The sequence below is a fragment of the Kitasatospora sp. NPDC101155 genome, assembly GCF_044768305.1.
GTDB lineage: Bacteria > Actinomycetota > Actinomycetes > Streptomycetales > Streptomycetaceae > Kitasatospora.
In genome coordinates this window covers 430,950-448,059 of the sequence record NZ_JBIWPN010000001.1, presented here as the reverse complement: position 1 = coordinate 448,059, position 17,110 = coordinate 430,950, and the positions used below count along the sequence as shown (strand labels likewise).

Sequence of the window (17,110 nt, the reverse complement as noted above, 5' to 3'; positions counted from 1 at the left end):
ACACCGTCCCGGACCACGGGGTCCGCCGAGGACGGGGGGACCGCCGGGCGCGGGAGACGCGGGAGACGCGGGAGACGCGGGAGCCCCAAGGAGCCGAGCCCGAGAAGCGGAGCCCGGGAGCGCCCTGCTCAGCCCGCCGCCGGCGTCCCCGACGGCGGGGCGGCCGCCCCGCCCGTGGACTGCACCCCGCCCCGGTAGAGCGTCCCCCCGCAGGCGACCGGCAGCGAGGCCGTCGCGGCCGCCGGGCTGCCCGGCGCTGGGGTGTGGGCGATGGTGGCGGTGGCCGGGCCGGTGGTGGGGCTGCCGGTCGGGGTGGCGGTCGGGCTGGGCGCCGGGGTGGGACCGGAGGTCGGCGTCGCGCTGGCCTGCGGGTTGGAGTTCGGGGCCGCCGAGTTGCCGGAGGCGGGGGCGTCCGAGGCGGCACCGGGGGCCTGGGTGGTCAGGGCCACCTGGTTGGCGCCGGTGGGCGCGCTGGTCGCGGTGCCGCCGGAGCCGCCGGAGCCGCAGCCCTGGTCGGGGATCCACGCGAACGGCACCCGGTACCCGGCCTGCGGCGCCAGTACGGGTGGCTCGGTGTCCATCGCGGGCAGACTGCCCGCCGGGTCGCCGGGGGTGTGGTCGGCCGTACGGACCCGGCTGCGGTCGGCGCCGCTGACCTCGGTGACGGCCACCGCGCCCGGTCCGCCGAGGCGGCAGCTGCGCCCGGAGACGTTGTAGACGGTGAAGGAGCCGTAGATCCGCCCCTGCCCGTCCGCCGCACCGACCTGCGCGGTGCCCTGTCCGAGGTCCGTCCGGGTGCAGAGCGGGACGATCCCGCCGTCCCCGGTGCCGGGGGCCCCGGTGGGGGTGGGGGTGAGGCCCGGCCGGGTGGTGTCCACGCCGGGGCTGGGCGACGCGGAGGCGGTGCCCGAGGAGGACGCGGTGTCCCCGGTGCCGCTCGGGCCGGTGTGCACCGCCGCGCCGGTGCCGGCGGACCCGCCGCCCGTCCTGCCGCCGGGAGCGGTGGGGGTCGGGCTCTGGGCCTCGGCCGAGCCGGGCCCGCCGGAGAGCCCGAGGTGGTCCCCGTCGTGCAGGACGGGCAGGGCGACCGCGACGGCCAGGGCCAGCGCCGCCGCGCCGGTCCAGGCCCCGCGCCGGGCGGCCTGGCGCCGGGGTACGGCCTGACGGATGCGGGGCAGGGCGCCGGACTCGGGCTGGATCCCGGCCACCGCGTGGTGCATCAGCTCACGCAGTGCCCGCTCCTCGGAGGAGAGACCCGAGAGGTCGTCGTCCCCGGGCCGCTGCCAGGCGCCGTCAGCCATGTCCGGCCTCCATCTGGGTCCGGAGGGCGGCGAGTCCGCGTGATCCGTAGGCCTTCACGGAGCCGAGCGAGATGCCCAGGGTCTCGGCGACCTGCGCCTCCGTCATGTCCACGAAGTAACGCAGCACCAGAACCTCCCGCTGACGGCGTTGCAGACCACGCAGCGCGGCCTTCAACTGGTCGCGCTCCAAGGCATCGTAGGCACCTTCTTCTGCACTGGCCATGTCAGGCATGGGCTTCGGCAGCAGTCGCAGACCGAGGATGCGGCGGCGCAGCGTGGAGCGCGACAGGTTCACCACGGTCTGCCGCAGGTAGGCCAGGGTCTTCTCGGGTTCGCGCACCCGGCGCCGGGCGGCGTGCACCCGAATGAAGGCCTCCTGCACGACGTCCTCACAGGTGGAGAGGTCGTCCAGGAGCAGCGCGGCAAGCCGCAGCAGCGAGCGGTAGTGCGCCTGGTAGGTCTCGGTGAGCAGGTCCTCGCTGGTACCCGCGTCGGTACCCGCGCCGGAGTCCGCCGCACCGCGTGCGGCCGCCGTCATCTGGTCGTCTTCCGGCCTACTCGAAGACCACGGGGCGCGCGAGGGGAAGGCCACCGCGGCTCTCGCCGGGATGCCCGCCCTTGCCCCCACCATCACGTTCGCCACGCCCGTTGGACACTCGATCCCCTGTCATGGTTGCCCAGCCCGGGGGCCATTCTTCCGCATCGGCGGAAGAGGCCTCCAGGGGATTCCCACGGGATTCCGGACAGATTGTGTCGAGGAGCGGACACAGGTGCGGACATCCCCGGGCACAAGGGACCCTCAGGTCCGGCGCTCCGAGGGCCCGTCCGGGGTGTCGAGGGCCCGTTCCTCCCCCGCCGTCAGCTCACGGGCCACCAGCTCGGCGATCTGCACCAGGTTCAGCGCGGCGCCCTTGCGCAGGTTGTCGCCGCAGAGGAAGAGATCGAGCGCGTCCGGCTCGTCCAGCGCCCGGCGCACCCGCCCGACCCAGACCGGGTCGGTGCCGACCACGTCGTTCGGCGTCGGGAACTCCCCGGCCGCCGGATCGTCGTAGAGGACCACACCGGGCGTCTCGCGCAGGATGTCCTGCGCGTGCTCCTGGCTGACCTCGCGTTCGAAGCGCGCGTGCACGGCCAGCGCGTGGGTGCGCACCACCGGGATGCGCACGCAGGTCGCGGAGACCCTCAGGGCGGGCAGGCCGAGGATCTTGCGGGCCTCGTCGCGCAGGCCCAGCTCCTGGGCGGACCAGCCGCCCTCGCGCAGGCCGCCGGTCCAGGGCACGGCGTTGAGGACGAGCGGGGCGGCGAACGGCCCGTCGTCGGCGATCACGGCGCGCAGGTCGCCGGTCTGCCGGCCGACCTCGGTGCCGGCCACCAGCGTGGTCTGCTCGCGCAGCGCGGCGACGCCCTCGCGGCCCTCACCGCTGGCGGCCTGGTAGGTGGCGACGACCAGCTGCTCCAGCCCGTACTCGGCGTGCAGCGCGCCGACCGCCGCGACCAGTGCGAGCGTGGTGCCGGCCGGGCTGGCCACGATGCCGCGCGGACGGATCCGCAGCGCGGCCGCGTTGACCTCGGGGACGACCAGCGGCACGTCCCCGCGGGTACGGAAGGCGGCCGAGTCGTCGACCACCACGACGCCCTTGGATGCCGCGATCGGCGCCCACTGGGCGGACACCTGGTCGGGGACGGCGAACACGGCGACGTCGATCCCGGCGAAGGCCTCCTCCGTCAGCGGGACGACCCCGACAGCCTCCCCGCGCACGACCGGCGCGCGGCCGGCCGAACGCGGGGAGGCGACGAGTCGGACCTCGCCCCAGATGTCCTGACGGAGGGAGAGCAGGCCGAGCAGCACCTCGCCGACCGCGCCGGTGGCGCCGACGACGGCGAGGTTCGGACGCCGGGTCATCGCCCGGAGCCCCTGCCCGGCTGCCGGGTCATCGCCCGGTGCCGCCGTAGACGACGGCCTCGTCCGACTCGCTGTCCAGGCCGAAGGCGCTGTGCACGGCGCGGACCGCCTCCGGCACGTCGTCGGCGCGGGTGACCACCGAGATGCGGATCTCCGAGGTGGAGATCAGCTCGATGTTCACGCCCGCGGCGGACAGCGCCTCGAAGAAGGTCGCGGTGACGCCCGGGTTGGAGCGCATGCCGGCGCCGACCAGCGAGATCTTGCCGATCGCGTCGTCGTAGCGCAGCGACTCGTAGCCGATGCCCTCCTTGACCCGGCCGAGCGCGTCGATGGCCTTCTGGCCCTCGGTCTTGGGCAGGGTGAAGGAGATGTCGGTCAGGCCGGTCGACGCGGCGGAGACGTTCTGCACCACCATGTCGATGTTGACCTCGGCGTCGGCGATGGCACGGAAGATGCGCGCCGCCTCGCCCGGCTTGTCGGGCACCCCGACGACCGTGACCTTGGCCTCGGAGGTGTCGTGGGCGACTCCGGAGATGATGGCCTGCTCCATCTCGCCCCCTTCGGGCTTGTTCGGGTTGTCGTTGCTGACGATCGTCCCGGGAAGACCCGAGAAGGACGAGCGTACGTGAATCGGGATGTTGTAGCGGCGGGCGTACTCCACACAGCGGTCGAGCAGCACCTTGGAACCGGACGAGGCCAGCTCCAGCATGTCCTCGTACGCGATCCAGTCGATCTTGCGGGCCTTCTTCACCACGCGCGGGTCGGCGGTGAACACGCCGTCCACGTCGGTGTAGATCTCGCAGACCTCGGCCTTGAGCGCCGCCGCGAGGGCGACGGCCGTGGTGTCCGAGCCGCCGCGGCCCAGCGTGGTGATGTCCTTGCTGCTCTGGGACACGCCCTGGAAGCCGGCCACGATCGCGATGTTGCCCTCGTCCAGGGCAGTGCGGATGCGACCCGGCGTCACGTCGATGATGCGCGCCTTGTTGTGGACCGAGTCGGTGATGACACCGGCCTGACTACCCGTGAAGGACTGGGCCTCGTGACCCAGGGATTTGATCGCCATGGCCAGCAGCGCCATGGAGATGCGCTCTCCAGCGGTCAGCAGCATGTCGAACTCGCGGCCGGCAGGAAGCGGTGACACCTGCTCCGCGAGTTCGATGAGCTCGTCCGTCGTGTCGCCCATCGCGGACACCACGACGACGACCTCATGGCCGGCCTTCTTGGCGTCAACGATTCGACGGGCCACGCGCTTGATGCCTTCGGCATCCGCAACGGATGAGCCGCCGTACTTCTGCACGACAAGGCCCACGTGCGCTCCTCGACTTGTGTCGTTTTCCGGGGGCGCCAGGCCCCCGTACCCCCCGGGGGAGAGGGGGGTGCGGTCGGCGTCAGTCTACCGAGCAGGGGTGTCCCGACTGGTGTCTTCCATATGATGAGACGGCCGTTTCAGCACGTGAGCGACGGCAGGCGGGGCGCCACCGGCAGGTCTGCGGGGCATTCGGCGCGGTTCCGAAGAATCATCGGACGGATGGACGCCGCCACGGCCGGATTTCTTTTCCGGGCGAATGGCTGAGGCATTCGTCACATGTGCGCCGCGGCCCACCACCTGGGCGGCCCACCACCCGGACGGGCTATCGCCCGAGACCGAGCTCGGCCACCATCAGATCACCGGCCTGCTGCTCCAGCTGCTCGTCGGTGAGGCCGTCGTCGTCGGTGTCCGCACCGTCGGGCACCGCGCCGATCGGGCTGTCCAGCCGGACGTGGGCGATCAGCGACTGCAGCGCCCGCAGCACCGCGGTGCAGGTCGTGCCCCAGTTGGAGAGGTACGAGAACTGCCACCACCAGAGCGCCTCGCTGACCCGGCCCTCGCGGTAGTGGGTCAGGCCGTGCTGGAGCTCGCTGACCACGCCGGCCAGGTCGTCCGAGATCCGGAAGGCGTTCGGCTTCTCCGGCGGGCCGTACGGGTCGAAGACCTCGTGGTAGACGTCGATCGGCGCGAGCAGCGCGGCGAGGCGCTCGCGCAGCTGCTCGCCGTCCGGCTCGGGACCGGCGTCGGGCTCGAAGCGGTCCTCGGGGACGACGTCCTCGATGGCGCCCAGCCGGCCGCCGGCCAGCAGCAGCTGGGAGACCTCCAGGAGCAGCAGCGAGACCGCGCTGCCCGGTTCGTCGCCCTTGGCGACCTCGGTGACGGCGAGCACGAAGCTCTCCACCGAGTCGGCGATCTGCACGGCGAAGTCGTCCGGCTCCGAGCCGTGGCCGTGGGTGTGCGGGGCGTGGGTCTCGGGCTCCCCGTGGGGCTGCTGGTTGATCGTCCGGTCAGACATCGAGCAGTCGTCTCCCTTCGAAGGCGCGGCCGAGGGTGACCTCGTCCGCGTACTCCAGGTCCCCGCCGACGGGCAGGCCGCTCGCCAGGCGGGTCACCTTCAGGCCCATCGGCTTGCAGAGCCGGGCCAGATAGGTGGCGGTCGCCTCCCCCTCCAGGTTGGGGTCGGTGGCCAGGATCAGCTCGGTGACCGTGCCGTCCGCGAGGCGCGACAGCAGCTCGCGGATGCGCAGGTCGTCCGGGCCGACGCCCTCGATGGGGCTGATCGCGCCGCCCAGCACGTGGTAGCGGCCGCGGAACTCACGGGTGCGCTCGATGGCGACGACGTCCTTGGACTCCTCGACCACGCAGATGACGCCGAGGTCGCGGCGCGGGTCCAGGCAGACCCGGCACTGCTCGGCCTCCGCGACGTTGCCGCAGACCACGCAGAAGCGGACCTTGTCCTTGACCTCCAGCAGCGCGTGCGCGAGGCGGCGCACGTCCGTCGGGTCGGCCTGCAGCACGTGGAAGGCGATCCGCTGCGCGCTCTTGGGCCCGACGCCGGGCAGCCTGCCCAGTTCGTCGATCAGGTCCTGAACCACGCCCTCGTACACGTCGCGCCTTCCCTCGGATGGTCGGTGGAGCTCCGGTGCCATCATCCAACGAATCGGGCGCCGGACACACCGCCCGACGCCCGACTCCCACAGAAATCACATTGGTCCGTCGTGTGAACTCCAGACCGTCTGCTGTACGGACCGGGCGCTGACCGGCGCCCTGGCCCGTGTTCTGCCGCTGCCCTGCCCGTGCCCTGCCCTGCGGCTCAGACGTGCTTGCCGACCTGCGGCGCTGACCTGTGTCAGATCAGAACGGCAGGCCGGGGATGCCGCCGCCCAGGCCCTGGGTGAGCGGGCCCATCCGCTCGGCCTGCATCTTCTGGGCGGCCTGGTTGGCGTCCCGAACGGCCGCCAGGATCAGGTCGGCCAGGGTCTCGGTGTCCTCCGGGTCGACGGCGGCCGGGGCGATGGTCAGCGCCACCAGCTCACCGGAACCGGTCACGGTGGCCTCGACCAGGCCGCCGCCCGCCGTACCGTTCACCTTCGCCTCGGCCAGCTCCTGCTGGGCCTTGGCGAGCTCTTCCTGCATCTTCTGCGCCTGCTTGAGCAGCTGCTGCATGTTGGGCTGACCGCCACCGGGGAACACGGCTCACTCCTTGCTGTCATGCGGTTCGTCGTTCGTCACCGCCGAGCCTACGGGCCCGGGGCCCGCTCAGTTGCCGCGGTGGTGGATCTCCTCCAGCACCGTGGCGCCCAGCTCGCGGATGATCAGCTCCTGACCGGAGAACGCCTCCTCGTTGAGGTCCGGGTCGTCCTCCTCCGGGATGTCGTCCTCCGGGGCCACCGACTGCACCGGACGGGCCTGCGGCACCGCCGCGGGCGGCGGGGCCTGGACCGACGCGGGGGCCTGCGCCTGGGGCTGGGGCTGCACCGGGGCGGGGGCCTGCTGGACCGGCGCCGGGGCCGGCGCGGGGGCGGGGGCGGCCATCGGCGGCGCGGCGGCCGCCGGACGGGCCGGGGCCCCCCAGCCGCCACCGGCGGGGGCGGCGCTCGGGGCCGCGCCGGCACCGCCGGACGGGTCGACGATGCACTCGATCCGCCAGTCCACGCCCAGCGCGTCGGCCAGCGCCTGGCGCAGCACGTCGTCGCTGTTGCTGCCGACGAAGCTGTCCCGGGCGCCGGCGTTGATGAACGACACCTGGAGCACGCTGCCGTCGAACCCGGCCACCTGGCCGTTCTGGCTGAGCAGGATCCAGGTGAAGCGGCGGCGGTTCTTCACCGCCTCCAGGATCTGCGGCCACAGCTGCCGGACCTGCGCGGCGCCCTGCTGCGCGGCCGCGGACGGCTGACCGCCGGGGGCGGCCACTGCGGGGGCGGGCGTGGGCACGGGGGCCGGTGCCGGTGCCGGTGCCGCGACGGGCGCGGGCGCCGGGGCGGTCTGCGGCTGCGACGCGGGAGAGGCGGCGGGGGCCGGAGCGCCTCCCGCGGGCGGGAAGCTGCGCGGGATCGGCCAGGCGCCCGGAGCGGGCCCGGCGGGGGCCGGGGGCGGCGGGGCCTGCACGGGGGCGGGCTGCACGGGGGCGGCCACCGGCGGCGCGACGGCCTGGGCCACCGGGGCCGGGGCCGCGACGGGCGCGGGCGGCTCCATCGACGGGACGCCCATCGGAGCGCCCGTCGGAGCGGCCGCGGGAGCCATCGGCGCCACTCCCGCCGCGGCGGCGAACCCGCCGGCCGCCGCCCGCCGCTCCAGCTTGTCCAGACGCGCCTGCAGCGACAGCTCGTCGCTGTACGCGCCCGGCAGCATCACCCGGGCGCAGATCAGCTCCAGCTGCAGCCGGGGCGCCGCGTTGCCGCGCATCTCGGTCAGCCCGGTGTTGACGATGTCCGCCGCCCGGCTCAGCTCGGCCGCACCGAACGCGTCCGCCTGCGCCTGCATCACCGCGACCCGGTCCGCCGGGGCGTCGATCAGCCCCTTCTCGCCCGCGTCCGGCACCGTGGCGAGGATCACCAGGTCACGCAGCCGCTCCAGCAGGTCGGTGACGAAGCGACGCGGGTCGTGCCCGCCCTCGACCACCCGGTCGATCACCTGGAACACCGTCGCCCCGTCGTGCGCGGCGAAGGCGTCCACCACCTCGTCCAGCAGCGCGGAGTCCGTGTACCCGAGCAGCGCGGTCGCCATCTGGTAGGTGACGCCGTCGTCCCCGGCACCGGCCAGCAGCTGGTCCATGACCGACATCGAGTCACGCACCGAGCCGGCGCCGGCCCGTACCACCAGCGGGAACACCGGGTCCTCGACCTGGATGTCCTCGCGACGGCAGACGTCCGCCAGGTAGTCGCGCAGCGTGCCGGGCGGGACCAGCCGGAACGGGTAGTGGTGGGTACGGGACCGGATCGTCCCGATCACCTTCTCCGGCTCGGTGGTCGCGAAGATGAACTTGAGGTGCTCCGGCGGCTCCTCGACCACCTTGAGCAGCGCGTTGAACCCGGCCGAGGTCACCATGTGTGCCTCGTCCAGGATGAAGATCTTGTACCGGCTGTGCACCGGCGCGAAGAAGGCCCGCTCGCGCAGCTCGCGCGCGTCGTCCACACCACCGTGCGAGGCCGCGTCGATCTCGATCACGTCGATCGAGCCGGGCCCGCCGGTCGCGAGGTCCCGACAGGACTGGCACTCCCCGCAGGGCGTCGGCGTCGGCCCCTGCTCACAGTTCAGACAACGGGCCAGGATGCGCGCGCTCGTCGTCTTGCCACAGCCGCGCGGCCCGCTGAACAGGTACGCGTGGTTGACCCTGTTGTTGCGCAGGGCCTGCTGGAGCGGAGCGGTCACGTGCTCCTGCCCGATGACCTCCGCGAAGGTCTCGGGGCGATAGCGGCGGTACAGGGCTAGGGACACACCACCGACGATATCGGGACGGACAGACAAACGCGTCGCCCCTTCACCCCCGGGCCCACACTCCGCCCGAACCCGCACGACCCGGGGAACGCAAAGACCCCCCGTGCACCCGCCAGAGCCCTCCTACCCTTGCTGCCTTCCGGCCCTGGGGGGGTTCAGAGAGATGACGCCACACGAGGGGCTGACACCCACACTACCGGATCCCGGCCCCGACGATCCACAGGCCACCCCCACCCCCGGCCTGCGGGATAGCTGGTCGCGAGCACCCCAAAACATGTACTAAGCTCTCCCACGGAGGATTCGCCTAGAGGCCTAGGGCGCACGCTTGGAAAGCGTGTTGGGGGCAACCCCTCACGAGTTCGAATCTCGTATCCTCCGCCTCTGCCTAACAAGGCAGTTGAAGGCCCCGACCGGGTTTCCGGTCGGGGCCTTCTTCGCGTCGTGGTCTCAGTTTTGGTCTCAGTCGGGGTTCTGGCCCCTGGCGCCGACAGCCTGCGGGCCGCCGCGAGTCAGCTCCCGCAGGCGCAGTCCGTGCCAACCTCGGCCTCGGCCGGGTTTCGAGTGGGGTCGAGATGCTGCGGGTCGGCAGTGCAGCAGGCGTCCGGTGCGCCGTCCGCACTCTTGCCGAGGGTGTCGGCATCGGCCTTGACCACGTAGACCTCCCAGGGCTCCTTGCCGGGGCCGGTCACCCAGACCTTGCCCTGGAGCGCGTAACAGCAGGAGGTGTCGCTCTCCTCGAAGGTGGCCAGACCGGCGCCCTTGAGGCGGGCGGTGGCGGCGGCGACCTGCCCGGTGGACTCGACCTCGACGCCGAGGTGGTCGAGCCGGGTGTCCTCGCCGGCCTCGCCCTCGATGAGGACGAGCTTGAGCGGGGGCTCGGCGATGGCGAAGTTCGCGTAGCCGGGGCGGCGCTTGGCGGGCTCGACACCGAAGAGCTTGGAGTAGAAGGCGATGGAGCCTTCGAGGTCGGCGACGCGCAGGGCGAGCTGAACACGGGACATGGCGGTCCTCACCGATCCGGGTTCCTGTATCGATATCTGTCGATACAGGCGAGCTTGCCACCGGATTAGATGAGCGTCAACATAGACGCATGTCGAATCTGGATCTGAAGGTGCTCGACCAGGACGAGGCGGCGGTCGCCTGCTGCTCGCCGATGGTCCGCGAGCCGCTGAACGAAGAGGCCGCCGTCGACCTGGCCCGGATGTTCAAGGCACTCTCGGACCCGGTGCGGCTGCGACTGCTGTCGCTGATCGCCTCGCACGAGGGCGGCGAGGCGTGCGTCTGCGATCTGACCGGCCCGTTCGACGTTTCCCAGCCGACCATCTCCCACCACCTGAAGGTGCTGCGTGAGGCCGGCCTGGTCGGCTCGGAGCGGCGCGGCACGTGGGTCTACTACTGGGTGCTGCCCACCGCCCTGGCCCAGCTCTCCTCCCTGCTCCAGACCCCAGCCGCCGAGGGAGCCCCCAGATGACACAGCCCGCACCACTCGTCCGCCGGGCCGCCGTCGAGTTCACCGGCAGCGCCGCGCTGGTCGCCGTCGTCGTCGGCTCCGGCATCCAGGCCACCAAGCTCTCCCATGACGTGGGCGTGCAGCTATTGGCCAACTCTCTGGCCACGGTCTTCGGCCTCGGCGTGCTCATCCTGCTGCTCGGTCCGGTCTCCGGCGCGCACTTCAACCCGGCGGTCACCCTCGCCGCCTGGTGGACCGGTCGGCGCGACGGCGACGGCCTCACCCTCCGGGAGGTCGCCGCCTACGTGCCCGCCCAGGTCGCCGGGGCGATCGGCGGCGCGGTCCTGGCGGACGCGATGTTCGGCGAGCCGCTCGTGCACTGGTCCGGTCACGACCGCTCGGCCCCGCACCTGTGGCTGGGCGAGGTCGTCGCCACCGCCGGGCTGGTCCTGCTGATCTTCGGCCTGGGCAGAGTCGGCCGCGCGCACCTGGCTCCGGTCGCGGTCGCCTCCTACATCGGCGCCGCCTACTGGTTCACCTCTTCGACCAGCTTCGCCAACCCGGCGGTCACGATCGGCCGCGCGTTCACGGACACCTTCGCCGGAATCGCCCCCGCCTCCGTCCTGCCGTTCGTCGCCGCCCAGATGGTCGGCCTGGTGGCCGGACTCGCTCTGGTGGCCGTCCTGTTCGGCCGGCCGACTCCGGCGTCCGATGACGAGACGGCCGTACGGCCCGACCGCCCGCTCGCCACCACCGGCCGCTGACCGCCCGACCTCCGCATCCCGCGACCAAGGAAGCACCCTGCCGTGAACATCCCCACCGTCCCGTCGGTCCTGTTCGTCTGCGTGCACAACGCCGGCCGATCCCAGATGGCCGCCGCCTTCCTCACCCACCTCGGCGGCGGCCGGGTCGAGGTCCGCTCCGCCGGCTCCGCCCCGGCCGACACCGTGAACCCGGCAGTGGTCGAGGCCCTGGCCGAGGTCGGCATCGACATCTCCGCCGAGACCCCGAAGGTGCTCACCACCGAGGCTGTCCGGGCGTCCGACGTGGTGATCACCATGGGCTGCGGCGACGCCTGCCCCTACTTCCCCGGCAAGCAGTACCTGGACTGGAAGCTCGACGACCCGGCCGGCCAGGGTATCGACGCCGTCCGCCCGATCCGCGACGAGATCGAACGGCGCATCCGCGGCCTGCTCGCCGACCTCGGCGTCGAAGCCGCTGCCTGAGCCCCGTTCTGACCGCGTGCACCGCCGCGCGTCTGCGCCGAGGGCCCGACGGCATCGCCGTCGGGCCCTCGGACATCAGGAGCTCTGAGCCAACGCGTGCTCAGGCCGCGTCTTCGTCGGGCTCCGCCGGGGCGAGTCCGATATCGCCCGTCCGCCCGACACATCACGGCCGTCTCCTGACTGCCACCACGGCCGGAGTGACCGGGGACAGCACGGGTGACCACGTCCCCGGTCAGTACGTCGTACTGACCGACCGCAGTGACCGGGGTTCCGGCCACCCCGGTCACTCTGACCGACTGAACAGACTGGGGTGACCGCGTCGGCCAGCGGGCAGCGTCAACCGTCGCAACCGGCCCGCCGGTGAGCACGGGGCACCTTCCGTGCGTGGACCGCACACGGGACCGTCCACGGACGCCTTCCGCAGAGAGCCCTGCGAAAGCCGTTCACACCGTCCACGCTCGACGAAGAAACCGCAGGTAGAGCGATCACGGAGGCGCACACGCCGTCCACGCGACCCCGCGTTCACGCGCGAGCCCCCCTCCAATAGGGGGCTCGCGTGTACGCCTCGCCGTGAACGCCCGGCCTTCGAGCAGCTTTCCGCGCTTCCACCGCACGCCGAAACGTCCCGTGATCTGGTCTGCATAAGCCCAGAAAGAGCACTGCCAGCGCATTGGCCGCGTCCCTGGCTACAAGAGTTCACCTGTGATCCGGACCCAGGTCAGACCGCCGGAAGCCGGAGCAAGTTGTGGGGTAAGTCATCCTTACCCCGGCCCGCTCCTGACGGAGCGAGTTGTCGCAAAGGACGGTCCTAGCGCCCGCACACGCATCTGCCCTCGCCCAGGGGTGCGAGGACGGCCCCGGAGCCAAGGCCAGCGGGGAGGTCGCGAAGGTGCTGCGTTGCCAGGCCTGTAGGCCCGGAACTCAGCTCTCGCGCTCGGCGGCGATTCCCAGCACGCCGTTCGGCGACCACTCGTGCTCCAGGATCGAGTAGGTGATCGAGTCGCGCCAGGCGCCGTGGACGAAGACGTGGTCGCGGATCCGCCCGTCCTCCGTCATGCCGGCCCGCAACAGCGTGCGCGCCGATGCCTCGTTGAGCGGTGAGCGGGCTGCCCAGATGCGGTGCAGGCCCAGGGTGTTGAAGCCGAGGGCGCACAGCAGGTGGACAGTTTCCGTGCCGAGGCCCTTGCCCCACTCGGCCGGGTGGAGGGCGAAGCCGATGGTGGCGGCCTGCTGCGGCTCGGTGGCCAGACGCGCGTAGCCGATCAGCCGGTGCTCGCCGAGCCGGGTGATGGCGAGGCAGTACTCGGTTCGCGGGGTGGCGTTCGCGGAGGCGATGGAGCGGGCGGTGATCGCCTGGACCTGCTCGCGGGTACGGGGTTCGAAGCTGAGGTGCCGAGTGGCCTCGGGGTCGCCGTAGATGGCCAGGAGGGCGTCGGTGTCCTCGGGTTCGACTTCGCGCAGGGCCAGGCGGGGGCCAGCCAGGTGAACTGGGGTCATGGCTGCGGAGCCTATCCGCGGGGTCACCGGACGAGGACCGAGGTCGGGGTCGCAGTGAAGGCCTCGATCTCTTGCTGCAGGTCGACGCCCACGATGGCGTCGCGACGGCCATCGGCGCTCAGCGCGGCGTGGACGCGCTGAGCGCTGCTGACGATGCCGAAGTTTCGCTGCTCGATAGGGAGGTCGAGCACCGGGCGGACGGCCTCGGCAGCGCCTTCGACCTCTCCCCGGGCGATGCGGGCGAGGGCGAGATCGGTCTGGGCGCCGGCCTCGTCACCGAAGGCCCACTCGTCTTCGGAGGCGTTGCGGTAGGCGGTGACAGCAGCCTCGGACTGGCTCTCGCCGAGCGCCGGATCCTCGCCGAGCTGCACGGTGGCCTCGGCGACGTAGTAGAGCTGGCGAGGCACTGGGAAGGTCATGATGCCGCCGAACGCGTCGAGGTCATCGGGTTCGACGGCCGCGCGGGCATCCTCGGCCTGCTGGATGGCGGAGCGGGCGCCCTCGCCGTCGCCGAGGAGGGAGTGGGCGCGGGCGGAGAGACAGGCCAGCCAGACGCTGGTGGTGCCGCGGACGTCGACGGCCGTGCTCTGCCCGAGGGAGGCGTACTCGGCGGCCACGCCGGGGCGGCCCGCCCAGTAGGAGATGAGTGACTGGAGCGAGCGGACCCAGGCGCGCATGGCGTGGTGGTCGGCGTTGTCGGCGCAGACGAAGGCGGTGCGGGCCTGCATCATCGCGGCGCTCGGGTTGCCCAGGTCGTGGCTGGCCTCGGCGAGCATGCCGGAGGTGATCCCGGCGAGCAGGTACAGCTCCCGGGCCTGCAGCGGCTTGACCCGGCCGTGTTCCAGGAGCCGGAAGGTGAGGTCCTGGACCTCGACCAGGTCGCCGAGCAGGGTCGGCAGCGCCAGCCTGGGGTAGGCGACGGTCAGCCGCCGCACCTCGTCGTGGATCTGGCCCAGGGTTTCCGGGCCGATGCTGCTGCCCTCCGCCATCGCGGTGAACCGAAGTGCGCGACGAGCCGCCATCGCGACCTGCCTTTCCAATTCCATGGTGCGTCGAAGCGGGTCTCGCTGTTGGACGGGCCGCCAGCAGGCAGTACCGCTGCCTGCTCGGAGGGGAGAAGGACAGGGACCGGCCGTGGCGGCGGGACGACAAAGGAGGCGGCGACCGCAGGTGCGGGCAGGGAAGCGGCCGGTGCGGGCGCGAGGAGCAGGTCGACGCTGACGCCGAACATCGTCTCCAGCACCCGGCACTGGTCCGGGTAGGGGCGGGTCTTCACCGCACCGCCGTACCAGCGCTCGAACTGCCGCTTGGAGACCGACAGGCCCCGGAGCCGGGGGGTCGTTCTCCTGCTCGGCGGCCGAGTTCGCCGTCGCCTCGAACCGGAGGCGGAAGGTCTCGTAGACCTGCCAGTGTCGCTGCAGCGTCAAGACCCTTAAGAGCGTGGGAGTTTCGGCCACTGCGGATCCTCTCCGTCCCCGTTCGTCTGCTCTGACGATAGCCATGGTCGGCTGGCAGGAAACCCGTTCGGAGGGCTCTCGGGCCAGATGACGGCAGCCATGACGGTGGTCATGACGCACGTCGTCGTCGGCCACACCAACCAGCGCCCGGTGATGACGCCACCACGACGGCAGCGATGTCGTATCCATGCCTCACCGCCCGCAGCCATGCTGACGACACTTCGCAATCCGCGCACAACTGACAGCGAAGCGTGAGATCGGGGCGGCTTGCAGCACCGGCCGATCACCCCGTACAGCGCCACGGGCGCATCGACCCGAGGTCGGCAATGGGAGGGATCCGATGGACAACGCCACGACCCGACGCACGACGGAAGCGCGGTCCCCGGCGGATAGCGAGGCGAGCACAACTGCTGAAGAGGGCCGCGCCACTCACGCCAGGCGTCGCCCGGGTCTCACCATCCGCACGTTCAGCGTCGCGGTGGACGGCACCCGCTACGACGACTCCGGCGTGATCGCCGCCGACCCGGGCCCCGACGAGTACGTCGCCCGGATCGAGGTCTGGCCCGAGTGCGCCTGCCCGCGGCACCGCGCTAACTGATCCGCCAACACTCCACGCTCACCACAGGAGGGAACACCTCATGTCCCTTGAACAGCTTGCCGGGAAGACCGTCCTGGTCACCGGGGCCGGCGGCCTGATCGGCAGCCGCATCACGGCCCAGCTCCGCCAGCTCGGCGCACGCGCCATCTCGGTGTGCAAGCTCGACGCCTATCCGCCCGAGGTGTACCGCGAGCGCTTCGGCATCGACACCTTCAACCCGGACTTCATCGTCGGCGACATCGCCGAACAGGGCCTGATGAACCGAGTGATCACCGAATGCGACTACGTCATCCACGCCGCCGCCCTGGCCGACGTCGCCGCCTGCACGCGCCGGCCGCTGGACGCCATCGACTCCAACATCATCGGCACCCAGCACGTCCTCGACGCCGTCGCCGCCTCCACGCGGGTGCAGCGCATGGTCTTCGTCTCCTCGGCCAGCGTCTACGGCAACGGCAGCCCTCGGTTCGTCGAGGACGCCGCTGTCTCGCCGGTGTCGGTGTACGGGAACAGCAAGGTGTGGGGCGAGTACCAGACCGCCGCCGTGCTCGGGAAGGCTGACCGCTCCTACGCGATCGTGCGGTACTTCTCGGTCTACGGTGAACCGCAGATCGTGAAGGAGAACAGCCACTCCTGGGTGGTCGCCTGGTTCGCAATGCGGGCCGCGCTCGGCCTGCCGCTGCAGCTCAACGGCGGCGGCCGTCAGATCCGTGACCTGGTCCACGTCGACGACATCGCCGTCGGCACCCTGCACGCGCTGACCTCGCCCCGCGCGCACAACGAGACGGTGAACATCGGTACGGGCACCGGCACGTCGATCCGACAGGTCGCCGAACTGGTCCGCGCCCACTACCCCGACACCCAGCTCGTCGAGACACCGATGCCGCCCGGCGACCCCGAGGGCGGGTACGCCTCGGTCCAGCGGATGGAGGAACTGCTGGGCTGGCGGCCGACCACCAACATCGAGGAGGGCGTCGCCCGCTACGTGGCCTGGCTGCGAGCGAACCCCAGCGCGATCCCGAAGTGGATGCGCCGGGCGGCTGCGGCCTAGATGATCGGGGGCCGGCCGAGCCGGGTCATGGTCCACACCGTGCGCCAGCGCATCGGCTTGCGCCGCCCGCACGGTGTGCGCCAGCCCTCGGCAAAGCCCGAGAACCACGCCTTCAGCCCAGCCAGGTTCCGGGTGCGGGCGATGGTGAGTGCCACCCACACACCGAGGTAAACCGGCACCAGCAGGGCGGGCAGGTGGCGGCGCGCGAGGTACACGCGGTTGCGGGCGTTCACCCGATAGAAAAACGAGTGCCGGGTCGGACTGGTCCGCGGATGCTGCAGCAGCAGCTCCGGGGCGTACAGCACCCGCCAGCCGGCGTCGAGTGCCCGCCAGGCCATGTCGGTCTCCTCGTGCGCGAAGAAGAACGCGTCCGGCCAGTCCCCGACCTGCTTCAGCATCTTCGTCGACAGCCCATGGCCGCCGCCGAGGAAGCTCGTCACCTCGCCGCCGCGCATCGGATCGCCGGCCCGCAGCCGGGGAACGTGGCGGCGCTGGGTCAGCCCGGTCTCGTCGGCGATCCGGAAGGAGACGATGCCCAGCCGGGGGTCGGCCTCGTACAGGGCCTCGATCCTCGCGAACACGTCGTCGGCGACCAGTAGACCGTCGTCATCCAGGTCGATCACCACGTCCACGTCGCGCAGGTGCTCCAGCGCCATGTTCCGGCCGCCGGTCACCCCGAGGTTCTCGGCCAGCTCGACGCCTTCCACCCACGTCGGGAGCTCCGGCAGCGGGCAGCCCTGGGCGACCACCACGACCTTCGCGGCCGGGACGGTCTGCATTTCCACCGAGGCCAGCAGCTCGGCCAGTTCCTTCGGCCGCGTGCCCATGGTCAGGACCGCCACGCCCAGCTTCAAGCCCACCGAACCCATCCCTTCGAGGAAACA

General features: G+C 72.0%; 17 protein-coding genes, 1 tRNA gene and 1 other RNA gene. 6 read left to right on the top strand and 13 right to left on the bottom strand.

Annotated elements, in window-relative coordinates; all coding sequences use genetic code 11:
* Positions 1-128 precede the first annotated feature (128 nt).
* The 9 genes from ACIRYZ_RS02200 to ffs all read right to left on the bottom strand — a co-directional run bounded on the left by ACIRYZ_RS02200 (position 129) and on the right by ffs (position 9,133).
* Positions 129-1,301 carry a hypothetical protein gene (locus tag ACIRYZ_RS02200; RefSeq protein ID WP_402938341.1) on the bottom strand — a complete coding sequence of 391 codons (1,173 nt, stop codon included), beginning with the start codon at positions 1,299-1,301 and terminating at the stop codon, positions 129-131.
* The gene (locus tag ACIRYZ_RS02195) at positions 1,294-1,932 is read right to left on the bottom strand and encodes a SigE family RNA polymerase sigma factor (RefSeq protein WP_402938533.1); all 639 of its coding nucleotides are present in this window, start codon (positions 1,930-1,932) and stop codon (positions 1,294-1,296) included. The genes ACIRYZ_RS02200 and ACIRYZ_RS02195 overlap by 8 nt, the downstream gene beginning before the upstream one ends.
* A 168-nt stretch (positions 1,933-2,100) precedes the next feature.
* Positions 2,101-3,204 (bottom strand): aspartate-semialdehyde dehydrogenase, encoded by a 1,104-nt coding sequence (locus ACIRYZ_RS02190; protein WP_402938338.1) that lies wholly within the window; start codon positions 3,202-3,204, stop codon positions 2,101-2,103.
* Between the two features lie 28 nt (positions 3,205-3,232).
* Positions 3,233-4,513: an aspartate kinase gene (locus ACIRYZ_RS02185; RefSeq protein WP_030288196.1), complete on the bottom strand. Its 1,281-nt coding sequence runs from the start codon at positions 4,511-4,513 to the stop codon at positions 3,233-3,235.
* A 322-nt stretch (positions 4,514-4,835) separates the two neighbouring features.
* Positions 4,836-5,528, bottom strand: a complete 693-nt coding sequence (locus ACIRYZ_RS02180; RefSeq protein ID WP_393037971.1) for a DUF5063 domain-containing protein — start codon at positions 5,526-5,528, stop codon at positions 4,836-4,838.
* Complete coding sequence (gene recR, locus ACIRYZ_RS02175) at positions 5,521-6,120, bottom strand: recombination mediator RecR (protein ID WP_224284008.1); 600 nt, start codon at positions 6,118-6,120, stop codon at positions 5,521-5,523. Before recR ends, ACIRYZ_RS02180 begins: the two co-directional genes overlap by 8 nt.
* Before the next feature lie 247 nt (positions 6,121-6,367).
* Complete coding sequence (locus tag ACIRYZ_RS02170; RefSeq protein WP_380612906.1) at positions 6,368-6,706, bottom strand: YbaB/EbfC family nucleoid-associated protein; 339 nt, start codon at positions 6,704-6,706, stop codon at positions 6,368-6,370.
* Between the two features lie 66 nt (positions 6,707-6,772).
* Positions 6,773-8,950 carry a DNA polymerase III subunit gamma and tau gene (locus ACIRYZ_RS02165; RefSeq protein ID WP_402938332.1) on the bottom strand — a complete coding sequence of 726 codons (2,178 nt, stop codon included), beginning with the start codon at positions 8,948-8,950 and terminating at the stop codon, positions 6,773-6,775.
* A 92-nt stretch (positions 8,951-9,042) separates the two neighbouring features.
* Positions 9,043-9,133, bottom strand: an RNA gene (gene ffs / locus ACIRYZ_RS02160) — signal recognition particle sRNA small type.
* Positions 9,134-9,243: 110 nt separating this feature from the next.
* On the opposite strand from ffs, the gene ACIRYZ_RS02155 reads away from it, so the two are divergent.
* A tRNA-Ser gene (locus ACIRYZ_RS02155) sits at positions 9,244-9,328 on the top strand.
* Between the two features lie 131 nt (positions 9,329-9,459).
* Here ACIRYZ_RS02155 and ACIRYZ_RS02150 read toward each other — a convergent pair.
* Positions 9,460-9,951 (bottom strand): ArsI/CadI family heavy metal resistance metalloenzyme, encoded by a 492-nt coding sequence (locus tag ACIRYZ_RS02150; protein WP_402938329.1) that lies wholly within the window; start codon positions 9,949-9,951, stop codon positions 9,460-9,462.
* A gap of 152 nt (positions 9,952-10,103) precedes the next feature.
* On the opposite strand from ACIRYZ_RS02150, the gene ACIRYZ_RS02145 reads away from it, so the two are divergent.
* Genes ACIRYZ_RS02145 through ACIRYZ_RS02135 form a run of 3 tightly spaced genes read left to right on the top strand, consistent with a single transcriptional unit; the run spans position 10,104 to position 11,626 of the window.
* Positions 10,104-10,421 carry an ArsR/SmtB family transcription factor gene (locus ACIRYZ_RS02145; RefSeq protein ID WP_402938530.1) on the top strand — a complete coding sequence of 106 codons (318 nt, stop codon included), beginning with the start codon at positions 10,104-10,106 and terminating at the stop codon, positions 10,419-10,421.
* Positions 10,418-11,164, top strand: a complete 747-nt coding sequence (locus tag ACIRYZ_RS02140) for an aquaporin (RefSeq protein WP_402938326.1) — start codon at positions 10,418-10,420, stop codon at positions 11,162-11,164. The genes ACIRYZ_RS02145 and ACIRYZ_RS02140 overlap by 4 nt, the downstream gene beginning before the upstream one ends.
* 42 nt (positions 11,165-11,206) lie before the next feature.
* The gene (locus ACIRYZ_RS02135) at positions 11,207-11,626 is read left to right on the top strand and encodes an arsenate reductase ArsC (RefSeq protein WP_402938324.1); all 420 of its coding nucleotides are present in this window, start codon (positions 11,207-11,209) and stop codon (positions 11,624-11,626) included.
* Between the two features lie 921 nt (positions 11,627-12,547).
* Here ACIRYZ_RS02135 and ACIRYZ_RS02130 read toward each other — a convergent pair.
* Both ACIRYZ_RS02130 and ACIRYZ_RS02125 read right to left on the bottom strand, forming a co-directional pair.
* Positions 12,548-13,123 (bottom strand): GNAT family N-acetyltransferase, encoded by a 576-nt coding sequence (locus tag ACIRYZ_RS02130; RefSeq protein ID WP_402938321.1) that lies wholly within the window; start codon positions 13,121-13,123, stop codon positions 12,548-12,550.
* Positions 13,124-13,146: 23 nt separating this feature from the next.
* Positions 13,147-14,145 carry a hypothetical protein gene (locus ACIRYZ_RS02125; RefSeq protein WP_402938319.1) on the bottom strand — a complete coding sequence of 333 codons (999 nt, stop codon included), beginning with the start codon at positions 14,143-14,145 and terminating at the stop codon, positions 13,147-13,149.
* A gap of 775 nt (positions 14,146-14,920) precedes the next feature.
* On the opposite strand from ACIRYZ_RS02125, the gene ACIRYZ_RS02120 reads away from it, so the two are divergent.
* Both ACIRYZ_RS02120 and ACIRYZ_RS02115 read left to right on the top strand, forming a co-directional pair.
* Positions 14,921-15,178: a hypothetical protein gene (locus ACIRYZ_RS02120; protein WP_402938316.1), complete on the top strand. Its 258-nt coding sequence runs from the start codon at positions 14,921-14,923 to the stop codon at positions 15,176-15,178.
* Positions 15,179-15,218: 40 nt separating this feature from the next.
* Positions 15,219-16,226, top strand: a complete 1,008-nt coding sequence (locus tag ACIRYZ_RS02115; protein ID WP_402938314.1) for an NAD-dependent epimerase/dehydratase family protein — start codon at positions 15,219-15,221, stop codon at positions 16,224-16,226.
* Here ACIRYZ_RS02115 and ACIRYZ_RS02110 read toward each other — a convergent pair.
* A complete protein-coding gene (locus tag ACIRYZ_RS02110; protein WP_402938311.1) occupies positions 16,223-17,095 on the bottom strand; it encodes a glycosyltransferase family 2 protein in 873 nt (290 codons plus the stop codon). The two genes, ACIRYZ_RS02115 and ACIRYZ_RS02110, sit on opposite strands and share 4 nt — an antisense overlap.
* Between the last annotated feature and the right edge of the window lie 15 nt (positions 17,096-17,110).

Coding starts and splice junctions, on each gene's coding strand:
- ACIRYZ_RS02120 (WP_402938316.1), top strand. CDS start 14,921: ATGGACAACGCCACGACCCGACGCACGACGGAAGCGCGGTCCCCGGCG.
- ACIRYZ_RS02195 (WP_402938533.1), bottom strand. CDS start 1,932: ATGGTGGGGGCAAGGGCGGGCATCCCGGCGAGAGCCGCGGTGGCCTTC.
- ACIRYZ_RS02200 (WP_402938341.1), bottom strand. CDS start 1,301: ATGGCTGACGGCGCCTGGCAGCGGCCCGGGGACGACGACCTCTCGGGT.
- ACIRYZ_RS02140 (WP_402938326.1), top strand. CDS start 10,418: ATGACACAGCCCGCACCACTCGTCCGCCGGGCCGCCGTCGAGTTCACC.
- ACIRYZ_RS02190 (WP_402938338.1), bottom strand. CDS start 3,204: ATGACCCGGCGTCCGAACCTCGCCGTCGTCGGCGCCACCGGCGCGGTC.
- ACIRYZ_RS02180 (WP_393037971.1), bottom strand. CDS start 5,528: ATGTCTGACCGGACGATCAACCAGCAGCCCCACGGGGAGCCCGAGACC.
- ACIRYZ_RS02150 (WP_402938329.1), bottom strand. CDS start 9,951: ATGTCCCGTGTTCAGCTCGCCCTGCGCGTCGCCGACCTCGAAGGCTCC.
- ACIRYZ_RS02115 (WP_402938314.1), top strand. CDS start 15,219: ATGTCCCTTGAACAGCTTGCCGGGAAGACCGTCCTGGTCACCGGGGCC.
- ACIRYZ_RS02145 (WP_402938530.1), top strand. CDS start 10,104: ATGGTCCGCGAGCCGCTGAACGAAGAGGCCGCCGTCGACCTGGCCCGG.
- ACIRYZ_RS02110 (WP_402938311.1), bottom strand. CDS start 17,095: ATGGGTTCGGTGGGCTTGAAGCTGGGCGTGGCGGTCCTGACCATGGGC.
- ACIRYZ_RS02125 (WP_402938319.1), bottom strand. CDS start 14,145: ATGGCGGCTCGTCGCGCACTTCGGTTCACCGCGATGGCGGAGGGCAGC.
- ACIRYZ_RS02130 (WP_402938321.1), bottom strand. CDS start 13,123: ATGACCCCAGTTCACCTGGCTGGCCCCCGCCTGGCCCTGCGCGAAGTC.